Source organism: Janthinobacterium sp. AD80 (genome assembly GCF_002878455.1).
Taxonomy (GTDB): Bacteria; Pseudomonadota; Gammaproteobacteria; order Burkholderiales; family Burkholderiaceae_D; genus Janthinobacterium.
This window is the reverse complement of the sequence record NZ_NRDQ01000043.1, coordinates 1-25,524: the sequence shown is the minus strand read 5'-3', so window position 1 is coordinate 25,524 and position 25,524 is coordinate 1. Positions and strand designations below refer to the sequence as shown.

The 25,524-nt window shown below is 63.4% G+C and carries 26 protein-coding genes and 2 pseudogenes; 14 read left to right on the top strand and 14 right to left on the bottom strand.

The genetic code is table 11. From position 1 onward, the window contains the following. The first annotated feature begins 55 nt into the window (after positions 1-55). The 4 genes and pseudogenes from murU to JaAD80_RS10385 all read left to right on the top strand — a co-directional run bounded on the left by murU (position 56) and on the right by JaAD80_RS10385 (position 4,307). A pseudogene (murU, locus tag JaAD80_RS10400) lies at positions 56-776 on the top strand (N-acetylmuramate alpha-1-phosphate uridylyltransferase MurU). After that, positions 776-2,098, top strand: a complete 1,323-nt coding sequence (locus tag JaAD80_RS10395) for an aminopeptidase P N-terminal domain-containing protein (RefSeq protein WP_180979374.1) — start codon at positions 776-778, stop codon at positions 2,096-2,098. Before murU ends, JaAD80_RS10395 begins: the two are co-directional and overlap by 1 nt. Positions 2,099-2,107: 9 nt before the next feature. Then, entirely contained in the window at positions 2,108-3,250 is a 1,143-nt protein-coding gene (locus tag JaAD80_RS10390) for a UbiH/UbiF/VisC/COQ6 family ubiquinone biosynthesis hydroxylase (RefSeq protein ID WP_102294096.1), read from the top strand. A 115-nt stretch (positions 3,251-3,365) separates the two neighbouring features. Then, positions 3,366-4,307 (top strand): sensor domain-containing diguanylate cyclase, encoded by a 942-nt coding sequence (locus JaAD80_RS10385; protein WP_102294095.1) that lies wholly within the window; start codon positions 3,366-3,368, stop codon positions 4,305-4,307. A 185-nt stretch (positions 4,308-4,492) separates the two neighbouring features. Here the strand turns inward: JaAD80_RS10385 and JaAD80_RS10380 are convergent, their stop codons facing one another. From JaAD80_RS10380 to JaAD80_RS10370, 3 genes are read right to left on the bottom strand one after another with little or no spacing between them, the layout of a single operon-like run. Then, positions 4,493-5,947, bottom strand: a complete 1,455-nt coding sequence (locus JaAD80_RS10380; RefSeq protein ID WP_102294155.1) for an NAD(P)(+) transhydrogenase (Re/Si-specific) subunit beta — start codon at positions 5,945-5,947, stop codon at positions 4,493-4,495. 8 nt (positions 5,948-5,955) lie between these two features. Further along, positions 5,956-6,270: an NAD(P) transhydrogenase subunit alpha gene (locus JaAD80_RS10375; protein ID WP_034745644.1), complete on the bottom strand. Its 315-nt coding sequence runs from the start codon at positions 6,268-6,270 to the stop codon at positions 5,956-5,958. A gap of 24 nt (positions 6,271-6,294) precedes the next feature. Then, positions 6,295-7,407 carry a Re/Si-specific NAD(P)(+) transhydrogenase subunit alpha gene (locus tag JaAD80_RS10370; RefSeq protein ID WP_102294094.1) on the bottom strand — a complete coding sequence of 371 codons (1,113 nt, stop codon included), beginning with the start codon at positions 7,405-7,407 and terminating at the stop codon, positions 6,295-6,297. A 413-nt stretch (positions 7,408-7,820) separates the two neighbouring features. Here JaAD80_RS10370 and JaAD80_RS10365 point away from each other — a divergent pair, with 413 nt between their 5' ends. The 3 genes from JaAD80_RS10365 to JaAD80_RS30655 are packed head-to-tail and all read left to right on the top strand — an operon-like array spanning position 7,821 to position 9,635. Further along, a complete protein-coding gene (locus JaAD80_RS10365; protein WP_102294093.1) occupies positions 7,821-8,300 on the top strand; it encodes an NUDIX hydrolase in 480 nt (159 codons plus the stop codon). A gap of 42 nt (positions 8,301-8,342) precedes the next feature. Next, a complete protein-coding gene (gene mnmA, locus JaAD80_RS10360; RefSeq protein ID WP_102294092.1) occupies positions 8,343-9,458 on the top strand; it encodes a tRNA 2-thiouridine(34) synthase MnmA in 1,116 nt (371 codons plus the stop codon). 30 nt (positions 9,459-9,488) lie between these two features. Continuing rightward, positions 9,489-9,635, top strand: coding sequence for a hypothetical protein (locus JaAD80_RS30655; protein WP_180979369.1), 147 nt, complete (start codon positions 9,489-9,491; stop codon positions 9,633-9,635). Positions 9,636-9,655: 20 nt separating this feature from the next. Here the strand turns inward: JaAD80_RS30655 and JaAD80_RS10355 are convergent, their stop codons facing one another. From JaAD80_RS10355 to JaAD80_RS10340, 4 genes are all read right to left on the bottom strand, one after another. After that, on the bottom strand, positions 9,656-10,072 hold the full coding sequence (locus tag JaAD80_RS10355) for a response regulator (RefSeq protein WP_102294154.1): 417 nt from the start codon (positions 10,070-10,072) through the stop codon (positions 9,656-9,658). A gap of 151 nt (positions 10,073-10,223) precedes the next feature. Next, positions 10,224-10,997 carry a 5'-3' exonuclease H3TH domain-containing protein gene (locus JaAD80_RS10350; RefSeq protein WP_102294091.1) on the bottom strand — a complete coding sequence of 258 codons (774 nt, stop codon included), beginning with the start codon at positions 10,995-10,997 and terminating at the stop codon, positions 10,224-10,226. A 69-nt stretch (positions 10,998-11,066) separates the two neighbouring features. After that, positions 11,067-11,540 carry an Sbal_3080 family lipoprotein gene (locus JaAD80_RS10345; protein WP_146012341.1) on the bottom strand — a complete coding sequence of 158 codons (474 nt, stop codon included), beginning with the start codon at positions 11,538-11,540 and terminating at the stop codon, positions 11,067-11,069. A 77-nt stretch (positions 11,541-11,617) separates the two neighbouring features. Then, a complete protein-coding gene (locus JaAD80_RS10340; RefSeq protein WP_102294089.1) occupies positions 11,618-12,289 on the bottom strand; it encodes a glutathione S-transferase in 672 nt (223 codons plus the stop codon). Between the two features lie 177 nt (positions 12,290-12,466). Between JaAD80_RS10340 and JaAD80_RS10335 the strand changes: the two genes are divergently transcribed. The 4 genes from JaAD80_RS10335 to nagZ all read left to right on the top strand — a co-directional run bounded on the left by JaAD80_RS10335 (position 12,467) and on the right by nagZ (position 17,989). After that, entirely contained in the window at positions 12,467-13,519 is a 1,053-nt protein-coding gene (locus JaAD80_RS10335; RefSeq protein ID WP_258002914.1) for a YjgN family protein, read from the top strand. 2 nt (positions 13,520-13,521) lie between these two features. Continuing rightward, the gene (locus JaAD80_RS10330) at positions 13,522-14,532 is read left to right on the top strand and encodes a M48 family metallopeptidase (RefSeq protein WP_102294088.1); all 1,011 of its coding nucleotides are present in this window, start codon (positions 13,522-13,524) and stop codon (positions 14,530-14,532) included. Positions 14,533-14,635: 103 nt separating this feature from the next. Continuing rightward, positions 14,636-16,246 carry an FMN-binding glutamate synthase family protein gene (locus tag JaAD80_RS10325; RefSeq protein ID WP_102294087.1) on the top strand — a complete coding sequence of 537 codons (1,611 nt, stop codon included), beginning with the start codon at positions 14,636-14,638 and terminating at the stop codon, positions 16,244-16,246. Between the two features lie 201 nt (positions 16,247-16,447). Continuing rightward, positions 16,448-17,989: a beta-N-acetylhexosaminidase gene (nagZ, locus tag JaAD80_RS10320; protein WP_102294086.1), complete on the top strand. Its 1,542-nt coding sequence runs from the start codon at positions 16,448-16,450 to the stop codon at positions 17,987-17,989. Positions 17,990-18,038: 49 nt separating this feature from the next. Here the strand turns inward: nagZ and JaAD80_RS30650 are convergent, their stop codons facing one another. From JaAD80_RS30650 to JaAD80_RS10305, 4 genes are all read right to left on the bottom strand, one after another. After that, complete coding sequence (locus tag JaAD80_RS30650; RefSeq protein WP_180979368.1) at positions 18,039-18,209, bottom strand: hypothetical protein; 171 nt, start codon at positions 18,207-18,209, stop codon at positions 18,039-18,041. Positions 18,210-18,281: 72 nt separating this feature from the next. Beyond that, positions 18,282-18,557, bottom strand: coding sequence for a hypothetical protein (locus tag JaAD80_RS10315; RefSeq protein ID WP_102294085.1), 276 nt, complete (start codon positions 18,555-18,557; stop codon positions 18,282-18,284). 9 nt (positions 18,558-18,566) lie between these two features. Further along, positions 18,567-20,468 carry a ferrous iron transporter B gene (locus JaAD80_RS10310; RefSeq protein WP_102294152.1) on the bottom strand — a complete coding sequence of 634 codons (1,902 nt, stop codon included), beginning with the start codon at positions 20,466-20,468 and terminating at the stop codon, positions 18,567-18,569. Positions 20,469-20,470: 2 nt separating this feature from the next. Further along, complete coding sequence (locus JaAD80_RS10305) at positions 20,471-20,755, bottom strand: FeoA family protein (protein WP_092802906.1); 285 nt, start codon at positions 20,753-20,755, stop codon at positions 20,471-20,473. A gap of 423 nt (positions 20,756-21,178) precedes the next feature. Here JaAD80_RS10305 and JaAD80_RS10300 point away from each other — a divergent pair, with 423 nt between their 5' ends. Both JaAD80_RS10300 and JaAD80_RS10295 read left to right on the top strand, forming a co-directional pair. After that, a complete protein-coding gene (locus JaAD80_RS10300; RefSeq protein WP_102294084.1) occupies positions 21,179-21,394 on the top strand; it encodes a bacterioferritin-associated ferredoxin in 216 nt (71 codons plus the stop codon). A gap of 17 nt (positions 21,395-21,411) precedes the next feature. Further along, a complete protein-coding gene (locus JaAD80_RS10295; protein ID WP_102294151.1) occupies positions 21,412-22,113 on the top strand; it encodes an energy transducer TonB in 702 nt (233 codons plus the stop codon). Between the two features lie 226 nt (positions 22,114-22,339). Here JaAD80_RS10295 and JaAD80_RS10290 read toward each other — a convergent pair whose 3' ends face one another. Next, a complete protein-coding gene (locus JaAD80_RS10290) occupies positions 22,340-23,020 on the bottom strand; it encodes a Fe2+-dependent dioxygenase (protein ID WP_102294083.1) in 681 nt (226 codons plus the stop codon). 420 nt (positions 23,021-23,440) lie between these two features. Here JaAD80_RS10290 and bfr point away from each other — a divergent pair, with 420 nt between their 5' ends. Beyond that, positions 23,441-23,917: a bacterioferritin gene (gene bfr, locus JaAD80_RS10285; protein WP_102294082.1), complete on the top strand. Its 477-nt coding sequence runs from the start codon at positions 23,441-23,443 to the stop codon at positions 23,915-23,917. A gap of 55 nt (positions 23,918-23,972) precedes the next feature. Here the strand turns inward: bfr and JaAD80_RS10280 are convergent, their stop codons facing one another. Continuing rightward, the gene (locus JaAD80_RS10280; RefSeq protein WP_102294081.1) at positions 23,973-25,301 is read right to left on the bottom strand and encodes an MFS transporter; all 1,329 of its coding nucleotides are present in this window, start codon (positions 25,299-25,301) and stop codon (positions 23,973-23,975) included. Then, positions 25,298-25,524: pseudogene (locus JaAD80_RS30645) on the bottom strand (hypothetical protein); the annotation flags it as partial. The gene JaAD80_RS10280 and the pseudogene JaAD80_RS30645, both read right to left, overlap by 4 nt.

The window sequence follows — 25,524 nt, the reverse complement described above, 5'->3', positions numbered from 1 at the left end:
TGCGCGGCTCGCGCCAGGCAACCTTTACCGAACGACACAGAAAACGAGTTCCACCATGAAAGCCATGATCTTTGCCGCAGGCCGCGGTGAACGGATGCGTCCGCTTACCGACACCTGTCCCAAACCGCTGCTGAAAGTGCGCGGCCGCCCGCTGATCGTCTGGCATGTACTGAATCTGGTGCGCGCCGGCATCACGGACATCGTCATCAACCATTCGCACCTGGGCCACCTGATCGAGGAAACCCTGGGCGACGGCAGCGCGTATGGCGCGCGCATCGCGTATTCGCCCGAGACCACGCCGCTGGAAACGGCCGGCGGCATCGCGCAGGCGCGCCACCTGCTGGGCGATGAACCCTTTCTCGCCATTTCCGGCGACATCTATTGCCCGTATTTCGATTTCACGCAAGTGCTTGACGTGCTGGCCGACAAGGATGTGCTGGGCACGCCCTACCCGGCCGACCAGCGCGACATCGCCTGGACCTACCTGGTGCACCAACCCCGACTTCCACCCCAACGGTGATTTCGGCCTGACCTTGTTTGCGATTAATAATACGGACGAGACCAAGTGGACCTTCGCCAACATCGGCGTGTACCGTCCCGAGATGTTCGACGGCATCGCGCCGGGCAGCCACGCCAGGCTGGGTGATTTGCTGCGCCAGTACGCGGACCAGGGCCGCGTGGGGGGCGAAGTCTATCCGGGCGAATGGACCAATGTCGGCACGCCACAGCAGCTCGACGCACTCAACGGCGTGGCGGCGAAGGTACCTGCGGCATGATGGCCAACTACGCGGCGCGGCGCGCGGCGCTGCTGGCGCAGATGCTGCCCGGCAGCGTGGCCATCCTCGCCACGGCGCCGGAAGTGCCGCGCAACAGCGATTGCGACTACCCGTACCGCCACGACAGTTATTTTTATTACCTCAGCGGTTTTACGGAACCCGACAGCGCCGTGGCCCTGGTGGCCGCCAGCGCCACGGCGCCCGCGCGCGCCATCCTGTTTTGCCGCGCCAAGAACACGGAACGTGAAATCTGGGACGGCTTTCGCCACGGCCCCGAGGCGGCGCGCGCCACCTTCGGCTTCGACGCGGCCTTTCCCATCGAGAAACTCGATGCGGAAATGACGCGCACCCTGGCCGACGCGCCGGCCATCTACTATGCGCTGGGCGGCAGCCTCGATGCGCAAGTCAAAGTCTGGCTGCACAATGTGCGCCAGAAGGCGCGCAGCGGCGTCACGGCGCCGGCTATCGCGCATGACATCAACGGCATGCTCGACGCCATGCGCCTGCTGAAAGACACGCAGGAACAGCAACTGATGCGCCGCGCCGCCGCCATCTCCAGCGCGGCGCACGTGCGCGCCATGCGCGCCACGCGGCCCGGCATGCATGAATACGCGCTGGAAGCGGAACTGCTGTACGAATTTCGCCGCAGCGGCGCGCAATTCCCCGCGTATTCCTCCATCGTGGCAGGCGGCGACAACGCCTGCATCCTGCACTACAGCGCCAACAACGCCGTCCTGCAAGAGGGCGACCTGGTGCTCATCGACGCCGGCTGCGAACTCGATGGCTACGCGTCCGACATCACGCGCACCTGGCCCGTCAACGGCCGCTTCAGCGGCCCGCAGCGGGCCCTGTATGAACTGGTGCTGGCGGCGCAGCAGGCATCGCTGGACATGGTGCGCCCCGGCCTGCCGCACAGCGCCATCCATGAAGCGGCCGTGCAGGTACTGGCGCAGGGCATGCTGGATCTGCAATTGCTGGACCGGCAAAAAAGCGGCAGCGTGCAGGACGTCATCGCCGACAAGAGTTATCTGCCCTTCTACATGCACGGCACCAGCCACTGGCTGGGCATGGACGTGCACGACGTGGGCGCCTACCGCGACACGAGCGCGCCCGGCAAGCCATGGCGACCGCTGGAAGCGGGCATGGTGCTGACGGTGGAGCCGGGCATCTACGTGCGCCCCGGCGCCGGCGTGCCGGAACAGTTCTGGCATACGGGCATCCGCATCGAGGACGATGTGCTGGTCACGCCGCAAGGCCATGAAGTGTTCAGCACGGCGCCAAAAAGCGTGGCTGAAATCGAACAACTGATGTCACAGGATTAACCCAGCAGCATGCACACACCGCCCACTTTCGATCTCGCCATCTGTGGCGCCGGCCCCGTCGGCATGGCGCTGGCCGCCCTGCTGGTGCAGCGCGGCGCGCGTGCCGCCGGCATCGCCTTGCTCGACGCCAAATCCATCGAGCAAGCCAGGCGCGATCCGCGCGCCATCGCCCTGTCGCACGGCAGCCGCCAGATCCTCGAGGAAGCGGGCGCCTGGCCCGTCGAAGCGACGCCTATCCATGCAATCCACGTCTCGCGCCGCGGCCAGTTGGGCCGCAGCCTGCTGCACCGCGAGGAACACGGCGTCGAGGCGCTCGGCTATGTGGCCCGCTATGGCGCCGTGGTCAGCGTGCTGGCCGACGTCTGCGAACGCCTGGGCGTGGCCAGCCTGCGCCCGGCCCTGGTCACGGGCAGCGTGGAGGATGCCGATGGCGTGTCCGTGCAGATCGACCAGGCGGGCGCCGCGTCGAGCCTGCGCGCCAGATTGCTGGTGCAGGCTGAAGGCGGCCTGTTCGGCCAGCAGCAGGAACGCGCCGTCAGCCGCGACTATGGCCAAAGCGCCATCATTGCCCACGTGCGTACCAGCGCCCCCATCGCGCACCGCGCCTTTGAACGCTTCACCGACGAAGGGCCGCTGGCACTGCTGCCGCAGGACGACGGCTACGCGCTGGTCTGGTGCGTGCCGCCGACGCGCGCGGAACAGCTGCTGGCACTCGACGACGCGGCCTTCCTGGACCGCCTGGGCAGCGCCTTTGGCAGCCGCCTGGGACGCTTTACCCAGACGACGCCGCGCCTGGCGTATCCGCTGGGCCTGAACGCCCAGGCGGGCGGCACGGCCCGCACGGTCGCCATCGGCAATGCGGCGCAAACCCTGCACCCGGTGGCGGGACAAGGCTTGAACCTGGGCTTGCGCGACGCCGCCGTGCTGGCCCGCGTACTGGCGCAGGACAGCAGCCCGGCCGGCCTGGAACGCTATGTGGCCCTGCGCCAGGCCGACCGCGGACTGACCGTGCGCGTGACCGATACCATGGCGCGCATCTTCACGGGCAGCGCGCCCACGCAAGGTTTGCTGGGCCTGTCGCTGGGCCTGCTGGACGTCGTCAGCCCCGCGCGCAAGACGCTGGCCGGACTGATGATGTACGGCCGCCGCTAAGTCTTGACAATAAGGAAAGAGCTGGGGCAAAAAAGAAACACGGAACCTCTCCGGCATGGAGTAAACGGCCCGCGGATGCGACAATGTCTGTCACCTGGATTTTGGCGACCGTTCCATGACAGATGCATTGCCCGCAGCACCGCCTGCCGCTCTTCCCGAAGTCCTCTTTTCCCGCCTGCTGGAAGACGCCCTCGACGCCGTCATCATCATCGACGAGCAGTGCCGCATCCGCTACATCAATGGCGCCATGCAGGCACTGTCGGGCTACGCCAGCGGTGAACTGCTGGGCCAGACCCTGAACGGCCTGCTGCCGGACGCCGTCGCCGCGCAGCACGACAACCACGTGATCAACTATATCCGCAGCTCGCGCACCTCCAGCGTGCTGGGGAAAATACGCGAATTTGCCATCCGCCACCGCAATACGCAGATGATCCCCATCGAGATGAAGGCAATGGATCTGGGCGTGGTGGACGGCATGCGCTATTTCGGCGCCTTTTTGCTCGACGTGCGCGAACGGCGCGAACTGGCGGCGAAAAACGCCAGCCTGCTGGCGCAGCTGGAACAGCAGGCGCTGTACGATGCGCTGACGGCGCTGCCGAACCGGCGTGCCTATGAAGCCCAGGCCGAGCAGGCGATGGCGCGCGCCGCGCGCAGCGGGGCGGCACTCACGGTAGGCGTGGCCGACCTCGATCATTTCAAGAAAATCAACGACCGCTACGGCCATGCCGTAGGCGACGCCGTGCTGCGCAACGTGGCGCAGGTGCTGCGCGACACGGGCCGCGTCACCGACGTGGCGGCACGCCTGGGCGGCGAGGAATTCGGCCTGCTGTTTCCCGACGCGACACTGAAGCAGGCCTACAAGGTGGCCGAACGCATCCGCGCGGCCGTGGCCGCCGCCGTCACCGTGCTGCCCGACGGCACCCCGCTGCACGTCACCATCAGCATCGGCCTGGCGCCGCTGGTCAAGGGCATCACCCTGGACGCGGCCATGTCGGAAGCGGACAAGGCCCTGTATGCGGCCAAGCACCAGGGTCGCAACAAGGTCGTGGCGGCCTGAAAACAAGCGCAGGTCGGATAAGGCGGGGCGGCAAGCCGGCACGCCGGCACGCTCGGTCAACACTGTTGTCGGATTACGCACGGCGGCGCCGCGCTAATCCGACCTACCACCGCTGTCACGTTTGACGCCATACCCAATAAAAACGGCCCGCGCAAGGCGGGCCGTCCGGTCGCTGCAAGCCGTCCTTATTCGACGGCCTTGAGCATATCCTCGATTACCTTCTTCGCGTCGCCGAACACCATCATCGTGTTCGGCTGGTAGAACAGTTCGTTGTCCAGGCCCGCATAGCCGGAAGCCATCGAGCGCTTGTTGACGATGATGCTCTTGGCTTTATACGCTTCCAGGATCGGCATGCCGGCGATCGGCGATTTCGGGTCTTTCGCCGCCGGGTTGACGACGTCGTTCGCGCCCAGCACCAGCACCACGTCCGTCTGGCCGAATTCACCGTTGATGTCTTCCATCTCGAAGACCTGGTCGTACGGCACTTCCGCTTCGGCCAGCAGCACGTTCATGTGGCCCGGCATGCGTCCGGCCACCGGATGGATCGCATACTTGACGGTGACGCCCTTGTGCGTGAGCTTTTCCACCAGTTCCTTGAGCGAGTGCTGCGCGCGCGCCACGGCCAGGCCGTAGCCAGGCACGATGATGACGGTTTCCGCATTGCCCATGATGAAGGCGGCGTCGTCGGCCGAACCCGATTTCACGGGGCGCTGCTCCTGCGTGCCCGCCGCCCCGGCTACCGGCGCATCGCCGCCGAAGCCGCCGAGGATGACGTTGAAGAAGGAGCGGTTCATGGCCTTGCACATGATGTACGACAGGATCGCGCCCGAAGAACCCACGAGCGAGCCGGCGATGATCAGCATCGAGTTATTCAGCGAAAAACCGATGCCGGCCGCGGCCCAGCCGGAGTAACTGTTGAGCATCGAGACCACCACAGGCATGTCGGCGCCGCCGATGGGGATGATGATCAGCACGCCCAGCGCAAAGGCGATGACGGTCATGACGATGAACGGCGTCCATGCGGGCTGCACGCCATCGGCGAAGCAGAAGGCCAGGCCCAGGCCCACCATCACCAGCGCCAGCACCAGGTTGAGCAGATGCTGGCCCTTGAAGCTGACCGGCGCGCCCTGGAACAGACGGAACTTGTACTTGCCCGACAGCTTGCCGAAGGCGATCACCGAACCGGAAAAGGTGATGGCGCCGACAAAGGTGCCGATGAACAGCTCGAAACGGTTCCCGATCGGCAGCGCCTGGCCCTGCTGGGCGATATTGAAGGCCCACGGCTCCGACACGGCCGCCACGGCGATGCACACAGCGGCCAGGCCGATCAGCGAGTGCATGGCCGCCACCAGTTCCGGCATCTTCGTCATTTCCACGGTCTTCGCCAGGTAGGCGCCGATGGCGCCGCCCGTGACGATGCCGATGATGACGAGGGTCAGGCCCATGCCGCCCGTCTGCTGCTCCTTCAGTTTCAGGATCAGCGCCACGGTGGTGACGGCGGCAATCGCCATGCCGCTCATGCCGAAGGCATTGCCGCGGCGCGCCGTCGATGGCGACGACAGGCCTTTCAGGGCCTGGATGAAGCATACGGAGGCGATCAGGTACATCATCGTCACCAGGTTCATGGTGACGAAGCTCATGGCATGGCTCATTCTTTCGCTCCTTGCTTGGCCTTCGGTTCTTTTTTACGGAACATCTCGAGCATGCGCTGCGTGACGAGGAAGCCGCCAAACACATTGACGGCGGCCAGCGCCACGGCCAGGGTGCCGGCCACTTGCGCCAGCGGGCCATCCGTCAGGCCGGCAGCCAGCATGGCGCCGACGATGATGATGGCGGAAATGGCGTTGGTGACGGCCATCAGCGGCGTATGCAACGCCGGCGTGACGGTCCAGACGACGTGGTAGCCGACATAAATGGCCAGCACGAAGATGATCAGGTTGGTGATGGTGTGACTGATTTCCATGATGTTGTTCTCTCCGGCGCCGCGTTATTTTCTGAGGATGTCATTGCCCGCGCAAACCAGGCTGGCCTTGATGATTTCATCCTCGCGGTCGATCAGCAATTGATCGTCCTTGTCGATGATGAGCTTTAAAAAGTCCAGCACGTTGCGCGCATACAGGGCCGACGCATCGGCCGCCACCAGGGTCGCCAGGTTCGGCTCGCCCACGATGTACACGCCATGCTTGACCACCGTCTTGCCCAGTTCCGAGAGCGGGCAGTTGCCGCCCTGCTCCACGGCCAGGTCGACGATGACGGAGCCGGGCTTCATGGCTTTCACCGTTTCCTCGGAAATAAGCACGGGCGCGGCGCGGCCGGGAATCAGTGCGGTGGTGATGATGATGTCGGCCAGTTTCGCCCGTTCATGCACGAGTTCGGCCTGGCGGCGCATCCAGTCGGCCGGCATGGCGCGCGCGTAGCCGCCCGAGCCCTTGGCGATCTCTTTTTCTTCGTCCGTGAGGAAAGGCACGTCGAGGAACTTGGCGCCCAGGGACTCCACTTGCTCCTTGACGGGCGGGCGCACATCGGACGCCTCGATGACGGCGCCCAGGCGCTTGGCCGTGGCGATCGCCTGCAAGCCGGCCACGCCCACGCCCATGATCAGCACGCGCGCTGCCTTCACCGTGCCGGCCGCCGTCATCAGCATCGGCATGAAGCGCTGGTAGGTATTGGCCGCCATCAGCACGGCCTTGTAGCCGGCGATATTCGCTTGCGACGACAGTACGTCCATCGACTGCGCGCGCGTGATGCGCGGCACGGCTTCCAGGGCGAAGGCGGACAGCCCGGCCGTGGCCATGGCGGCGATATTGTCCGCGTCAAACGGGTTCAACATGCCGATCAGCACCGTGCCGCTGGCCATCAGGGCCCGCTCCCCGGCATCCGGTGCGCGCACCTTGAGCACGATGGCGCAGCCATAGGCTTCCTGGGCAGTGCCGATCTGCGCGCCGGCGGCCGCATAGGCATCGTCGGGGATCGACGCCTGCAGGCCCGCCCCCGCCTGCACGATGATCTGATGCTTGGCTGCCAGTTTCTTGACTGTCTCGGGCGTCGCTGCCACCCGGGTCTCACCGGGCCGCGTTTCGGCCGGTATGCCTATCCTCATGATGCCTCCGATAATTGATAAACTGACTAGAATCTAACACGGAAAGCCGTGCGTTAAACGTTTGTGAACCAGCAACTTTTAGTCGTACGACACTAATTTCTCCGCTGCAGCATCATTCGTTTCACCATGCGGCGCGGCGACCGTATTGTGGGAAAGGTGTGTCAATCTCACCACAGTCCAGTGCGCGTGCGTGCTTGTTTTGACCACGGGGAAAGCCTATATTAGCGGGCGCTTCCTGCCATCTTGCCGCCCCAGCCCCCCATGCTAGTGCGCGCCCAGGGAAAGACGTAAGTACCTCCCACCGCTATTTGCTAAAACGTTGTCATTTATCAATATGTCCGCGCAACAGAAGGCCGGCTTCAAACCGCGCGCGCAGAACAAGATAAAATGTCGGCTCTTTCAAGGATGGAATCATGCCGAGAATCTGGAAACCCTCTGTCACCGTTGCTGCCATCGTCGAGCGCGACGGCCTGTTTTTACTGATTGAAGAAGAGACCAGCGAAGGCATCAAGATCAATCAGCCGGCCGGCCACCTCGACCCGTTCGAGTCGCTGGAGCAGGCGGTGATCCGCGAAACGCTGGAAGAAGCGGCCTACGATTTCATCCCCACGGCACTGGTCGGCATGTATATGTCGCGCTACCAGTCGCAGCGCACGGGCGAGGATGTCACTTATCTGCGCTTCACCTTTTGCGGCACGGCTGGCGCCGAGCATGACCGGCCGCTGGACGAAGGCATCCTGCGCACCCTGTGGATGACGCGCGACGAACTGGCGGCGTGCCAAGAACGCCACCGCAGCCCCCTGGTGCTGCAGTGCGTGGACGAATACCTGGCTGGCCGGCGCGCGCCGCTGGCCCTGCTGCACACGCATGCGTCGGTTTTCAATAGCGCATAGCAATACGCATTGCCATATTATTAAAGTACACTGGAAAGCAAGATGAGCAAGAAGAAAGTCGTTATCGGCATGTCGGGCGGGGTCGATTCCTCGGTCGCGGCATGGATGCTGAAGGAACAAGGCTATGAAGTCATCGGCCTGTTCATGAAAAACTGGGAAGATGACGACGATTCGGAATACTGCTCCACGCGCCAGGACTGGATCGACGCGGCCAGCGTGGCCGACGTCATCGGCGTCGACATCGAAGCCGTCAATTTCGCCTCCGAATACAAGGACCGCGTGTTCGCCGATTTCCTGCGCGAATACCAGGCCGGCCGCACGCCGAACCCGGACGTGCTGTGCAACGCCGAGATCAAGTTCAAGGCCTTCCTCGACCACGCCATGACCCTGGGCGCCGACCTGATCGCCACCGGCCACTATGCGCGCGTGCGCCAGGCGCCGACGGATGCGGGCCGCTTCGAGTTATTGAAAGCGGTCGACGCCAGCAAGGACCAAAGCTATTTCCTGCACCGTTTGAACCAGGCGCAACTGTCCAAGACCTTGTTCCCGCTCGGTGAAATCCCGAAAACCGAAGTGCGCCAGATCGCCGAGAAACTGGCCCTGCCGAACGCGCAGAAAAAGGATTCGACGGGCATCTGCTTCATTGGCGAGCGCCCGTTCCGCGAATTTCTGAACCGCTACCTGTCGTACAAGCCGGGCCCGATGAAAACGGCCGACGGCAAGACCGTGGGCGAACATGTGGGGCTGAGTTTTTATACCCTGGGCCAGCGCAAGGGCATCGGCATCGGCGGCGTGAAGTCGTACCAGAACGCGGACGGCAGCAGCGACGCCTGGTACGTGGCGCGCAAGGATATCGCCAACAACACCCTGTACGTGGTGCAGGGCCATGACCATCCGTGGCTGCTGTCGCCATCGTTGACGGCCGACCAGGCCAGCTGGATCGCCGGCGTCGCGCCGCAGGCGGGCGCCTTGAGCGCCAAGACGCGCTACCGCCAGGCCGACGTGGCTTGCCAGCTGCTGCCGGACGGGAATGAACACTTCAGCCTGGCCTTCGACCAGGCGCAGTGGGCCGTCACGCCGGGCCAGTCGGCCGTGCTGTACGATGGCGACGTATGCCTCGGTGGCGGCATTATCGCCAGCGCCACGGGCATGCCCTGATCATAGACTGTTGACTGAAAGGATACGCTGATGCGCGCACTGCACGCCCGGATCACCACCGCATGGAATACGCTCCCCGTGTTCCTGCAGGCCAGTATGCTGCTGGGCGTCACAGCATACTTTTTGCTGCATCTCGGTCAATCAGTGGGCCAGGCGCTGTACTATCTGACCCATTAAGCATCAAGCGCTTCGCTGCATCAATCGGTGGGGTTCGACGATTGGGCGGCGGCGGCCAGGGCCTGCTGCTTGCGGACCATGGCAATGACCGTGTTGCGCACGGTTTTCAGGACCGTGTCGGCCATGAACGGTTTCACGATGAAGCCCGACACGCCCATGGCGTGCGCCGCCTGCAGCGAGGCGGCGTCGATGCCGCCCGAGATCATGAAGATCAGCGTCTTCGGATACTGCTCGCGGATGGCTTGCACCACATTCGTTCCATCTTCCACCTGTTCGCGCGCGATACACACGAAATGCGGCCGATGCTTGACCAGCAGCGCCAGTCCCAGCGTACTGGTATGCGTCTGGCCGCAGACATCGTAGCCGCCATCGGTCAGGACCGTGTTCAGCAGGCCGCGCGCCACGGCGCTGCTATCGATCAGGACTGCCTTTAACATCATGATTTACTTCCCTTGCTTGATTTAATCCGAGTGCTGGTCAGGAGAGCGTCGAACAAAAGGTCCGGGGCCAGGCGCGTTGCCGCAGGCAGTACGAATGTACGACAAGGCAAGGCAAGGCAACGACGCCATGGGCTTTTTGTTTGGCGCGCTATTTTTCCCACACCAGCTTGTTCCAGGTCACGCCCAAGGTCACATCCGTCTTGAGCGCCACTAACTTTCTTGAAAGATACAGTATTTCCCGGTCTTTTCGCAGGCTTTCGCCCAGCGTACCCGGCAAAATGCCCGCGCCGGCCATCACGGCGTCGATATTGCCGTAGGCGCGCAACAGTTTGGCGCCCGTTTTCAGGCCGATCTTCGACACGCCGGGAATGCTGTCGGTGACGTCGCCCATCAGCGCCAGCAGGTCGGGCAGCAGTTCCGGCGGCACGCCGAACTTTTTCTCGACCCAGGCATGGTCGTGCCAGACGCCCTTGAAATGGTCCCACACCAGCGCGCCGTGGGCGATCAGGCCATGCAAGTCCTTGTCGGTGGTGGCGATGACGGCCGCGCCGCGCCCTTCGTGCAGCCAGCGCATGACGGCCGTGCCGATCACGTCGTCAGCCTCGACTTCGGGAATGCTCACCACGTGCATGCCAAAGCTGGCCAGGGTGGCGTAAAAGCCGGGCAAGGCGTCGCGTAACACTTGCGGCATGGGCTGGCGCCCCTCGCGGTAGCCCGCATACAGGGCGTGGCGCCAGGTCGGGCCGCCGAAATCGAAGGCCGGCAGGATGTGCGTCGGCTCGTGATCGTTGATGAGGGTGCGGAACGACGACAGCGCATGGCGCAGCGCGATCTCCGCCTTCAGATCGGAATCGGGTTCAGGACTGGCTTCGTAGACGCGGCGTACGATATTCAAGCCGTCGATAGCGAGGAGTCTGGCCATGCGGTAAGTAGGACTATTGATGCTTGTTCAAGCGCGCATTCTACCGCATGGAGGTGGCCATTAGCAGTTTCAGATCCCCGCGCCGCCCGGGAAAAGCTGATTCACCAATTCGCTGATTTTTTTATCCGCATCGATGAATTTGGCCGTATTCATGCCGGCGCGGTTGGCGTCGTACTTGGCTTCGCCGATTATCTTGCCGTTGTTGTACACCTTGATATTCGCATAGTTCATGTACATCGCCAGGTCCCAGCGCCAGTTCGCCGTGTAGGTGGACGTCAGCGGACATTCGATGATCGAGGCGGCGGCCGGCAGCTGGCGTGCCACATATCCCTTGCCTTCGAGCGCACGCTTATACGACGTCATGAAACCGGCGCGTACATCCGGGTTCTCCAGGATGCATACTTCCTTACTGGCGAAATGCTCGACCGGCTTGACTGTCTGCGTAATGGCGCAACCGGTGAAGAGGAACGTCACGGAGGTGAGCAGCACAATTTTTTTGATCATGGGGGAAGAGCGCATTGCAGCGCGGTCAGGTGGTTGCATAAAGGAAAATATTTTATAGCAAAACCATGCATAAAAGTAATATTACTTTCCATGCATGCCATCGTCCCCAAGCGCCCTTACTTGGCGAAGTCGTAAGGCCCGCCCCGCTCCAGCGCCCGCTGATAGGCAGGCCGCGCATGAATGCGCTGCAAAAAGGCCGTCAGCTTCGGCAGGCGCGCATCAAGGCCGCCGCGGGAAGCGGCCGCTTCCAGGGGAAAGCTCATCTGGATGTCCGCCGCAGAGAACTCGTTGCCGGCAAACCATTTTTCCTTTTCCAGCTCCGCCTCCATATACGCGAGCTGGCTGTCGATGTTCGGCATGATGAAGCTATGTTTCACCTTGCTGGCGATGCCGCGCGCGATCGGTTTCACGAAGAACGGCATGGGCGACGATTCGACCTTGTCGAACACCAGCTTCATCAGCAGAGGCGGCATGGCCGAGCCTTCCGCGAAATGCAGCCAGTAAGTCCAGCGCAGCTTTTCAGGCGTGCCCGCCGCCGGGATCAGCCGGCCCTGGCCATAACGCTCGACCAGGTACTCGATGATGGCGCCCGATTCGGCGATGGTGTTGGCGCCGTCCGTGATCACGGGCGACTTGCCCAGCGGATGCACAGCCTTCAGCGAAGCGGGCGCCAGCATGGTTTTCGGGTCGCGCTGGTAGCGCTTGACCTCATACTCCAGGCCCAGCTCTTCAAGCAGCCACAGCACGCGCTGCGAGCGGGAATTGTTCAGATGATGGACGACGATCATGGCGATTTCCGTTAAACGATGGTTGAGTTCCAGTATAGCCGGACGCCGCGCCCCGGACGCGCGCCGCGTCGATTTGCCCATCCATGCGAAAATATATTACGCCTGAACAATATTTTTATTGACAACTTATTGACGATCATGCATCTTAATTCTTTTTCAACTGCAAGGATTCCTGGCGTGGATATCGACACCAACACCCCGAACACCCAGCGCGAAGCGATCACCTTCAGCGCCACGGGCAGCGAATACTTCCGTATCTGGATCGTCAACCTGCTGCTGAGCATTGTCACCCTGGGCATTTATTCGGCCTGGGCCAAGGTGCGCCGCAACCGCTATTTCTATTCCAGCACCCACCTGGCTGGCAGCAGCTTCGAATATCACGGCAATGCCGTGGCCATCCTGAAGGGCCGCATCGCCGCCGTGGTCTTGATCGGCGGCTACAACATCGCCTTCCAGGTCTCGCCCATCATCGGCCTGATCATGCTCGTGCTGATGATGGCCGTGCTGCCATGGCTGGTCTGGAAAAGCCTGCAATTCAAGCTGTACAACACCAGCTACCGCGGCATCCGCTTCGGCTTCGGCGGCAGCGCCAAGGAAGCCTATAAATACTTCCTGTGGCTGCCCATCCTGAACACCTTCACGGCTGGCCTGATGACGCCGTTCCTGCATCAGCGCCTGAAGCGCTTCCAGCACACGCACAGCCGTTTCGGCAGCAGCAATTTCAGCTTCGACGCCACGGTCGGCAGCTTCTACAAGACCTATCTGCTGTTCTTCGCCCTGCTGCTGGCCGGTTTCCTGGTGCTGATCTTTGTCGTCTTCGCCAGCGTCTTCGCCACGTTTGCGACCGATGCCAACGATGTCACCAAGGCCGGCAGCATCTTCGGCGCCGTGGCCGCCCTGTATGCCTGGGCCTTCATCGTGCTGCCGCTGTTCCTGACCATGATCCAGAACCTGATCTGGAACCACACGCGCTTGCAGCAGCACCAGTTCCAGTCGCAGCTGACCTGGGGCCGCACCACCTTCATCATGCTGACCAACCTGCTGGGCATCGTCGTCACCCTGGGCCTGTTTTCGCCATTCGCCCACGTGCGCTGGCTGAAATACCGCCTGGAAGCGACGTCCATGCTGGTGCATGGCAGCCTCGATGAATTTGTCGCCGCCACCGGAGAGCAGGTCTCGGCCACCGGCGAAGGCGTGGTCGACCTGCTGGACTTCGACCTGTCGATGTAAGCATGGGCGCCGACAAGCAAGAAGACCACGCCAGCCTGGCCGCCCGCTATTTCGACGGCCAGACCTCGCGCCTGTACCACGTCACGCTGAGCGTGCGCGATGGCGTGGCGATGCTGGCCGGCGACATCGAACGCAGCTGCCCGCTGGGCGAGCTGCACGTGTCCGAACGCAGCAGCCACGCCGTGCGCAAGGTCAGCTTTCCCGATGGCGCCTACCTGGAAATCGCCGACCAGGCGGCCTTCAACGCGCTGCTGCACGACACGGGCCACCGCGACGGCTGGGTGGTGCGGCTGCAACAAAGCTGGCGCGGCGCCCTGCTGGCGACAGTGGCCACCGTGCTGGCCCTGTGGCTCAGTTATCAGTACCTGCTGCCCGTGGTGGCGAAGGGCGTCGCGTATGCGATTCCCCAGTCCGTCGAGCGCCAGCTGGGCCAGGGCGTGCTCGATTTCCTCGACCAGCACGTGTTTGAAGCCAGCAAGCTCGATAACGCGCGCCAGCAAGCCTTGCGCGCCCGGTTCGCGCGCCTGTCCACACCCGGCGACAGCACGCCCGAGCACCGCATCCTCTTCCGCAAGAGCAAGATCGGGCCGAACGCCTTCGCCCTGCCGTCCGGCGACATCGTGCTGACCGATGAAATGGTGGAACTGATGCCGGACGACGACGCCATCATGGGCGTGCTGGCGCATGAACTGGGGCATTTGCAGCAGCGCCACCTGACGCGCCGCCTGATCCAGACCTCGGCCGTGGGCGCCGGCGCGGCGCTGCTGTTCGGCGACGTGTCGACGGTGGTGGCAACCTTGCCGCCGCTCCTGCTGGACTTGAAATATTCGCGCGATGTCGAGCGCGAGGCGGACGACTACGCGATCGCCATGCTGCGCCAGAACGGCATTGCGCTGGAACACCTGGCGCAGGTGTTTGTCGCCCTGGGCAAGCTGGGCGACGGCACGCCGTACCTGTCGAGCCATCCGGCCAGCAGTGAACGCATCGAGCGCATCCGCGCGGCACAGCGCTAAGCACCTCACGCGGCGCCCCTGGGTGCCGCGTTCTTTCCAGCCAGCACGTTCCGTGAATCAAAGGTAGACTCGGCAGTATCAGTCTGACCTCACCGGAGTGCCCATGCACCTAGTACCATTTCGCTACCTGACCTTCATTGCGACGGCCGCCATCTTTGTCCTGTCCCTGTTTTACTACGATCATTACTGGCTGCCCGTGCTGGCCGGTGCGCTGACCCTGCTGGGCATCAGTGATCTGCTGCAAACCAAGCGCGCCCTGCGCCGCAACTACCCCATCCTCTCGCACTTCCGCTTTTTCTTCGAGAGCATCCGCCCCGAGATCCGCCAGTATTTCCTGGAAAGCGATACGGAGGCGACGCCGTTCTCGCGCAGCCAGCGCAGCATCGTCTATCAGCGCGCCAAGGAGCAGACGGACAAGCGCCCGTTTGGCACCCAGCTCGACGTGTATGAGGCGGGCTATGAGTGGATCAACCATTCCATCGCCCCCGCCAAGGTGACGGGCCACGACTTCCGCATCGAGATCGGCAACCATCCCGACTGCCCGCGTGAAAAACCGTATTCGGCCAGCGTCTTCAATATTTCGGCGATGAGCTTTGGCGCCCTGTCGGCCAACGCCATCCTGGCCCTGAACGGCGGCGCGCGCAGCGGCGGCTTCATGCACGACACGGGCGAAGGCAGCATCAGCCCCTACCACCGCGAAAACGGCGGCGACCTGGTATGGGAAATCGGCTCCGGCTACTTCGGCTGCCGCAATCCGGACGGCACGTTTTCGGAAGAACGCTTCGTCGCCAACGCCAGCTCCGAGCAAGTGAAAATGATCGAGCTGAAGATGTCGCAAGGCGCCAAGCCGGGCCACGGCGGCGTGCTGCCGGGGCCGAAAGTCACCATCGAGATCGCCACCACGCGCGGCGTGATGGTGGGCGAGGATTGCGTCTCGCCGGCCGCGCACAGCGCCTTTTCCACGCCGCTGGAAATGCTGCACTTTATCGACCGCCTGCGCACGCTGTCGGGCGGCAAGCCGACGGGCTTCAAGCTGGCCATCGGCCACCCGTGGGAATTTTTCGGCATCGTGAAAGCCATGCTGGCCACCGGCATCACGCCCGACTTCATCGTCGTCGACGGCAGCGAAGGCGGCACCGGCGCCGCCCCGGTGGAATTTACGGACCACGTCGGCACGCCGCTGCAGGAAGCGCTGGTACTCGTGCATAACACCCTGGTGGGCGCCAACCTGCGCGAGAAAATCAAGATCGGCTGTTCCGGCAAGATCATCACGGCGTTCGATATCGCCCGCCTGCTGGCGCTGGGCGCCGACTGGTGCAATTCGGCGCGCGGCTTCATGTTCGCGCTGGGCTGCATCCAGTCGCAAAGCTGCCACACGGACCGCTGCCCGACGGGCGTGGCCACGCAGGATCCGCAACGCCAGCGCGCGCTGGTGGTGCCCGACAAGATCGCCCGCGTGGCGCACTTCCACCAGAACACCATGAAGGCGCTGGCCGAACTGATCGCCGCCGCCGGCCTCGAACATCCGCAGGAACTGCGCCCGCATCACCTGGTGCGGCGCATTTCGCCGAACCAGGTGAAACTGGCGTCGGCCCTGCTGCCCTTCCTGGAAGCGGGCCAGCTGCTCGACCCGAGCCAGCTGCCGCAACTGCCGCCTGTGTTCGGCCTGTACTGGCCCAAGGCGCAGGCCGAGTCGTTCAAGCGCCTCGCCTGACGAGTTATCGCGAAGCTGTTGCGCAAGTGGTGACAAGTGGAGCAATACCACTTAATAACCACTTGCGCAAAAATCCAAATCCAATACAATACCAAAACAAGTAAAAAACAAGGCAGCTTTTCCGCTGACCGCCACGCTGCGGCATCACGGGCCACAATACGGGCTTGCCGTCATCAACACGAATACCGGAGGAGTTGCAGCATGGAGCAGGGTTTGCGCGAAAAAGTAGGACAGTTGTTCATGGTGGGCTTTGACGCCCTGCAGGCGGACGAGCATATCAAGACCTTGATACGCGAAAAGAAGGTCGGCGGCGTGATCCTGTTCCGCCGCAATGTGCACACGCCGGCGCAAGTGTCGGCCCTGTGCCGCGAACTGCAGGAGATCAACGCGGAAGTGTCCGACACGCCGCTGCTCATTTCCATCGACCAGGAAGGCGGCATGGTGATGCGCATCGAGCAGGGCGTGACGCCGATTCCCGCCGCCATGGCCTTCCAGGCGGCCGGCTCGCCGGAAGACTGCGAGCGCATGAACCAGATCAGCGGCGACGAGATGCGCCAGGTGGGCATCAACATGCTGCTGGCCCCCGTGCTGGACGTCAACAACAACCGCAACAACCCCGTCATCGGCGTGCGCGCGTATGGCGAAGATGCCGATACCGTCATCGAATACGGCATGGCCGCCATGCGCGGCCAGCGCGCCAGCGGCCTGGCCGTCACCGCCAAGCATTTCCCCGGCCACGGCGACACGGCGATCGACACGCACTACGCCATGGCCCTGGTGCCGCACGACAAGGAACGCCTGCGCGCGGTGGAACTGGCGCCGTTCCGCGCGGCCATCGCCGGCGGCGTCGACGCCATCATGACGGCGCACGTGGTCTTCCCCGCCTTCGAAGCCGACACCAAGGTGCCAGCCACCCTGTCGAAAGGCGTGCTGACCGACCTGCTGCGCGGCGAGATGAAATACCAGGGCGTGGTCATCACCGACTGCCTGGAAATGGCGGCGATCGCCGACGGCATCGGCATCCCCAGGGGCGCCATCGCCACCTTGCAGGCGGGCGCCGACATCGTCCTCATTTCGCACCGTGAAGCGCAGCAGACGGCAGCCATCGACGCCGTCATCGCCGCCGTGGAAAGCGGCGAGATCGCCATGGCGCGCATCGACGCAGCGCTTGCCCGCGTGACTGAACTCAAGCGCAACCGCGCCGTGCGCGACTGGCGCGAACGTCCCGTCACGCCGCCCGCGCTGATGCAGCCGGCCGCCATGGCCCTGTCGCAGCTGCTGCAAAAAGCGGCGCTGCGCGTGCAGGGCGATTACCGCGCGCTCGATGCCAGCCTGCCCGTGACCCTGCTGACGGTGGAAGTGCGCTCGCGCAGCGAGATCGATGAAGTGGCGCTGGGCCGCAACAAGGAAGCGCGCAGCTCCATGCTGCCGGCGCTGCTCGAAGCGGGCCTGGACGTGCGCGAATATGCGCTGTCGGCCGAAGCGCTGGACGACGAAGTCAATGAAGCCATCGCCTTTGCGCAAGGCGCGCAGCAAATCGTGCTGCAAACGTATAACGCCATGTTCGTCGATGGCCAGCGTCGCCTGGTCGACGCCCTGCCGCAGGATAAACTATGGCTGGTAGCGGGCCGCCTGCCGTACGACCTGGACTTGGCGCCCGGTGCGCAAGGCCGCCTGGCCGCCTTTGGCTGCCGCCCGGCCGCGCTGGCGCCCGTGGTGGAAAAGCTGGCCGGCCAGGCGTAAGCGCGGCGCCGCAGACGTAAAAAAACCCGCTCGCGCGGGTTTTTTTCATTCAGGGCTGCGTAGCCGGCGGCACGGGCGGCAGCGCCGCCACCGCCAGCAAGGCAAAGGGTCCGAGGAACAGGCCGATGCCGAACCAGACGCCGCCATGGCGGCCGCGCCGGCTGGCCAGCAGCCAGGTGGCGACCGCAAACAAGAACATGAAGATCAACAGTATCGCCATTGCCACTCCTTGCCATCTGGAAAGCCCAGTGTAGCCCAGGGACGCGCCCGTGGCTACACTGAAATGCAGGCCCTAGCGCTGCACCTGCATCAGGATCACGCGCTTGCTGCTGCCGTCTGCGGGCGGCGTGGCGGACGGTGGCGGCGGGCTGTCGCAGGAGCCGCAGGAACCGCAGCCGCTGCCGCAGCCGGGCGCCACCTTGAAGAAGGTCGACAGCTTGGCCTCATCGAGGCCGCAGCGCACCAGCCCACGCACGATGGCGCGGCGCACGCCGGCCGGCAGGTACTTGGTCGAAAAATGCAGCAGCGCGGCTGCGACGATGAGGGCGACGATGATGGTTTGCCACATGCTGCTCTCCTATGCGCCGGCCATCAGGGCGACACGGTACGTGATGAACGAGGCGGCGTACGCCAGCGCGAACATGTAGCCGGCCATCAGCAGCGGATAACGCCAGCCGCCCGTCTCGCGTTTCACCACGGAGAGGGTCGACAGGCACTGCGGCGCGAAGACGTACCAGGCCAGCAGGGACAGCGCGGTGGCCATCGACCACGAGTGGGCGATCAGCGGTTCCAGAGTGGACGCCAGCGCATCGCCCGTTTGCGACAGCGCGTACACGGTGCCCAGGGCGCCGACGGCCACTTCACGCGCCGCCATGCCCGGCACCAGCGCGATGCAGATCTGCCAGTTGAAGCCGATTGGCGCGAAGATCACTTCCAGTCCGCGGCCCAGGATACCGGCCAGGCTGTAGTAGATCGGCGGGTGGATGGCGTTGTCCGGCGGGCCGGGGAAGGTGCTGAGGAACCACAGGATGATCATCAGGCTCAGGATGATGGTACCGACGCGCGTGAGGAAGATCTTCGCGCGTTCCCACAGGCTGACGGCCAGGTTGCGCAGGTGCGGCCAGTGGTAGGCGGGCAGTTCCAGCATCAGCGGCTGGTTGCCGCGCACGCCCATGCCGCGCTTCATGACCCAGGCCACGGCCATGGCCGAGATGATGCCGGCGAAGTACAGCACGAACAGCACCAGGCCCTGCAGGCTCAGGTAGCCCCACACTTCACGCTCGGGAATGAAGGCGGCGATGATCAGCGCATACACGGGCAAACGCGCCGAGCACGTCATCAGCGGCGCGATCATGATGGTGACCAGGCGGTCGCGCGGGTTCTGGATGGTGCGCGCCGCCATCACGCCGGGAATGGCGCAGGCAAAGCTCGACAGCAGCGGAATGAAGGCGCGGCCCGACAGGCCCACGCCGCCCATCAGGCGGTCCAGCAGGAACGCGGCGCGCGGCAGGTAGCCGCAGTCTTCCAGCGCCAGGATGAAGAAGAACAGGATCAGGATTTGCGGCAGGAACACCAGCACGCTGCCGACGCCGCCGATGATGCCTTCCACCAGCAAGCTCTTCAGGTGGCCGTCAGGCATGTTCGCCGTCAGCATGGCGCCCAGGTGGCCCACGCCGTCGGTGATCATTTCCATCGGCGTGGCGGCCCACGCAAACACGGCCTGGAAAATCAGGAACATCAGCACCGTCAGGATGATGGGGCCGGCGACAGGGTGCAGCACCACGTCGTCGATCTTCTCCGTCAGGTTGCCGCGGTCGCCAGCGTCATTGCTGACGGCAGACAGGATGCGGCGCACTTCGCGCTGGGTCTCTTCGACGCTGACAGCGTCGATGGCCGCCAGCGGTTTCGCTTCCACGGCCGGCAGCGGCAGCATGGCGTCGATGGCGTCCAGCAGGGCTTTTTCGCCATCGTGCTGCACCGCCACGGTTTCCACCACGGGCATGCCCAGTTCCTGCGACAGCTTGGCCGTGTCGATGAGCATGCCGCGCTTGCGCGCCACGTCCGTCATGTTCAGCGCCAGCAGCATGGGCAGGCCCAGGCGCTTGACTTCCAGCACCAGGCGCAGATTCAGGCGCAGATTGGTGGCGTCGACGACGCAAATGATCGCGTCCGGACGCGGATCGCCGCGGCGAAGCCCGCCCACCACGTCGCGCGTGATGGCTTCATCGGGCGTGGTGGCCGACAGGCTGTAGGCGCCTGGCAAGTCGAGGATGCGCACGGGTTTGCCGGCCGGCGAAGTAAAATGGCCTTCCTTGCGTTCGATGGTCACGCCGGCGTAGTTCGCCACTTTCTGGCGCGCGCCCGTCAAGCGGTTGAACAGGGCGGTCTTGCCGCAGTTCGGATTGCCCAGCAGGGCGATTTGTGGCTGATGCGGCGGCTTGTGCGTGCCCGCATCGACGATAGTTTCTACAGCGCCCATGGTCATTCCGGTTGAGTCAACGGTTGAATCGTAATCAGCGCCGCTTCGAAGCGGCGCAGTGCGAACGTGGCATTGCCGACCTTGATGGCCAGCGGGTCGCCACCGGGAATGCCGCGCTTGAGCATGCGGATGCGTTCGCCGGGAACGAATCCCAGCTCCATCAAGCGGCGGGCCAGGTCGACGCCGTCCTCCGTCTGTCCTGCCGCGTGGGGCGTGATATGCAACACAGTGCCGCTCTGGCCGACTGCCAGGGCGTCGAGCGTCATCAAGGGTGGAACTAGAGTCATGAGCAAATTCCGTTCAAATGAAGAACACCCGGGAACAGCAGCGGCGCAGGGCGCCCTGCGCTGATCCCGGGTTTGTGAGGTAAATCGCAACTGTTGCGCATTACCGACAAGCGGCCTTTCCATATGTCCAGACGGTGGCCGTCCGAGACAATACCAGCATTATAAACATGAATGCGAATTGTTTTTATTTAGCCCGGAGAGCCGCCGCCGGCAAGGGCCGCGTCATTCGGGCGCACGGCTTGCCGGCGCTTTGCCGCAGCACCGTGCCAGCCCGCCAACTGCCGCACGCTTCATCAAAATCGCTTGCATTGTCCTGCACTTTGCGCGACAATGAAACGTAATGATAATGATTCTCATTAAAACACTAACAACAATGCCTCGCAGCACTAGTGTATTTTCATCCTCCAGCCAGAAGGTGTATCAATGATTGTATGTGTCTGCAACAACATATCTGATCGTGAAATCCGTCAAGCCGTTGATCTTGGCCTGTCCAGCATGGCCGAACTGCGCCGCGACCTGGGCGTGGCCACGTGCTGCGGCAAATGCCATACCTGTGCACGCGAAGTGCTGAACGATCACCTGAACGCCAGCGTGGTGCTGCAAGAAACCGTATTGATGCGAGCTGTACTGACAAACTAAGGAAAGTGATGAACGCCATGACGATGATGCCCCCGCCCGTAACGGTGCAGGCCGTGGAACAATTTGCCGATTTCGACAAGAAACGCAGCAAATTCGTGCCGCTGATGGCCATCGTCGTGCTGCACATCGCCGGCTTTTACGCGATCCAGAGCGGGCTCTTGAGCCGCGTCGTCACGGCCGCCATGCCGACCATTACCACCATCAGCATCATCGCCCCGCCAGCGCCGCCCAAGCCGCCTGCACCGTCCGTGCCGAAAACCGTGGAGCTGAGCGCCCCCGTGCCGCGCGCCGTCATTCCGCCGCTGCCGCTGATCGCCGTGGCCCCGAGCGAACCGACGATCACGCCGCCACAGCCGACGCGCTCCGAAGCGGCGCCTGCCGCCACCGCCGCGCCTACGGCGCCATCGGCACCCGCACCTTCGCCGCCGGCTCCATCAGCGCCGCGCACCGTCAGCAGCGTGGAATACATCAAGGCACCGCAGCTGATCTACCCGAACCTGTCGCGCCGCCTCGGCGAGAGCGGCACCGTGGTGCTGCGCATCCTGATCAATGAAAAGGGCTTGCCAGAGCAAATCCTGATCCATAAATCGACCGGCTACAACAACCTCGACGAAGCGGGCCGCCAGGCCGCGCAACGCGCGCTGTTCAAGCCGATGGTGGAAAACGGCAAGGCCGTGCCCGTCTACGTCTTAGTACCACTGACCTTCCAACTGAGCTAGCCCACGGCGGCGCCCTGCGCCGCTGCCAGCCCGCAAGCACCGCACCGCACCGCGTGCCCTGCTTGCTTTTTTGCGCCCTGTTTTTAGTCAAGCGATTTGCTTGTTTCAGTCTGCCAGCCTACATCCCCGGGCCCGGCAGACTTTTTTTTGCCTGCTATGGGGTCAGACCCTCAACACCGCCAACGCCCAGTTCAGCGCCAACGTCACCGGGGGTCTGACCCCAGCCTTACATCTCCGCCCACATCCGCAGCAGGTTGTGATAATGCCCCGTCAAGCCCACGGTCGCCGGCGAATCGCCATGTTCGCCGCGCACGCTCTGGATATTCTGGTCCAGCTCGAACAGCATGCTGCGTTTCCAGTCCTCGCGCACCATGCTTTGCGTCCACAGGAATGAGCAGATGCGCTCGCCGCTGGTGACGGGCAGCACTTGGTGCACGCTGCTCGACGGATACACGATGACGTCGCCGGCCGGCAGCTTCACTTCATGCGTGCCGTAGGAATCGACCACCACCAGTTCGCCGCCTTCGTATTCGTCCGGCTCGCTCAGGAAAACCGTCGACGACACGTCGGCGCGCATCGACTGCATGCCGTTTTTCGGCGTGCGGATGGCGCCGTCGATATGCAGGCCATAGTGCTCGCCGCCCGCGTAGCTGTTGAAGAACGGCGGCAGGATGCGCAGCGGCAGCACGGCAGCGAAGAACAGGGGATTGGCCATCAGCGCGCGGCTGACGGTCTCGCCCAGTTCCAGCGCCAGCGGCGAACCTTCAGCCAGCTGGCGGTTGCGCTTGACTTGCGCGCCCTGCGCGCCCACGCTGGCGCGCCCGTCGACCCAGTCTGTCTGCGCCAGGCGCTGGCGAAAGTGCGTGACCTGTTCCGGCGTCAGCACGCCGGGTATGTGCAGCATCATCTTGCGATCCTTTGTAGTGAATTCTTCTGAGGATTATCGCACCGCCGCCAGCGACCAAGAAGGCATAAAGGCAAGAACCACGCAAACATTTTCCACCTGTTTCACGCGCCCGCCCGAGCATGCCGGACATGCAAAAAAGACAGCAGGAACGCGAATGAGAATACCCTCCATTTGCCTTAACAAATAAAAAACGGAGAAGTGTAGTGATTTACTTGAGAATGGGTTTTATTCGCACGGTATTTACGTTAAAAAGACGGAAAAATGCCATTTCGCAGCAAAAACCGCGCACATTTTGCGCTATCATGCGGGCATAGCGAAACCGGCAAGCTGCGCGCCACCAGGCAGCCTGCGCCACCCGGCAGTGAACGCCAGCAGCCCCCGGTTTCATCATCGAACGCGACACCGAACAAAGGAAATCCCATGAAGGGCGATAAAGAAGTCATCCGCATGCTCAACGCACAGCTCACCAACGAACTGTCCGCCATCAACCAGTACTTCCTGCATGCGCGCATGTACAAGCACTGGGGCCTGGAAAAGCTGGGCAAGAAGGAATACGAAGAATCGATCGGCGAAATGAAACACGCCGACAAGCTGATCGACCGCATCCTGATGCTCGACGGCCTGCCGAACCTGCAAGCGCTGCACAAGCTGCTGATCGGCGAGAACACGCCGGAAATGCTGGAATGCGATTTGAAGCTGGAACGCGCCGCGCACGCCACCGTCAAGGAAGGCATCGCCATCAGTGAAAAAGCGGGCGACTACGTTTCGCGCGACCTGTTCCTGATGATCCTGGAAGACACGGAAGAGCATATCGACTGGCTCGAAACGCAGATCGACCTGATCGCCAAAGTCGGCATCCAGAACTACCTGCAAAGCCAGATGGCACTCGAAGAGTAATTGTTCTTCGAGGCAGATAAAAAAACCGGCAAAGCCGGTTTTTTTACGCCTGCCATCAAGCCTTGCCGGTCTGCGGCGGGCGCAGCTTGACGAACAGCACCGCCACCGCCGCGCACAGCAACAGGGCGCCGGCCAGCCGGATGACGTTCTCCGGATTGCCGCCCAGCCAACTGCGGTAATACAGGGGCAAGGTGAAGATCTGGATGATCATCGGGATGACGATGAACATATTGAAAATACCCATGTAGACGCCCGTGCGCTCGGGCGGAATGCAGCCGGCCAGCATGATGTAGGGATTGCCCATGATGCTGGCCCAGGCCAGGCCCACGCCCAGCATCGGCAGCAACAGCAGCGCCGGGCTATGGATCAGCGGGATGCTCAGCATGCCCACGCCGGCCGCGCACAGGCACACGCTGTGCATGCGCTTGGGGCCGAAACGGCGCGTGAACGGCACCAGCGCAAAGGCGGCGACAAAGGCGACGAAGTTATAGAAGGCGCCCACCTGCCCGTTCAGCAGGCCCGCGTCGCGAAAGCCTTGCGAGGCCGGATCCGTCGTGTGAAACAGGGTCGCCGACAGCGACAGCGCAATGTACTGCCAGTAGCAGAACAGCGCGTACCACTGGAACAGGTTGACGAGGGCCAGCTGCTTCATCGTCGGCGGCATGTCGCGCAGGGCCGCGCCGATATCGGCCAGCGTGTGGCGCCAGCCCGCCGGACGGTTGCGGATAGCCGCCAGCTCGGCCGCCGTGAGCGGGTTTTCCGGCGTCGTCTTCAAGGTCCACAGCACCGAGGCGAGCGAGAACACGGCGCCGATCATGAAGGCGGCGATGACGATGTGCGGGATATGGCTGCCATTGACGGCATCCTTGTTCATGCCCAGCATGACCAGCAGCGACGGCGTCAGGTAGGCCAGCGTCTGCCCCAGTCCCGTAAACGCGCTTTGCGTGAGAAAACCCAGCGAGTGCTGCTTCTTGTCGAGCTTGTCGCTGACAAAGGCACGGTACGGTTCCATCGTCACATTGTTGGCCGCGTCGAGTATCCACAGCAGGCTGGCCGCCATCCATAAAGTCGGACTGAACGGCATGGCCAGCAGGCCCAGGCTGCACAGGATGGCGCCGATCAGGAAGTACGGCGTGCGGCGGCCCCAGCGCGTCACCGTGCGGTCGCTCATGGCGCCGATCAATGGCTGCACGAGCAGCCCTGTCATGGGACCGGCCAGCCACAGGTAGGGCAGGCTCGCCTCGTCGGCGCCCAGGTATTTGTAGATGGGGCTCATGCTGCTTTGCTGCAGCCCAAAGCTGAACTGGATGCCGAAAAAGCCGACATTCATGTTGACGATCTGCCAGAACGACAGGTGCGGACGGTGCGCGCTGGCGTCGCTCATGCTGCTTCCCGTTCTTGTTCTTGCTCTTGCTCCCGCTCCAGCCACAGCATATGCCATGGCTGCAAGCCCACCGTGCCGGCCAGTACGCTGCCATCGAGACTGTTGCGCCATTCGCCTGCCGGTAAAGTGAAACGCTGGCTGGCGCCGCTGAAATTGCTCAGGTTGAGAAACGCCTCGCCGCGCAGCAGCGCCAGCACGGCCGGCGTATCGGCGGGCAGCACGC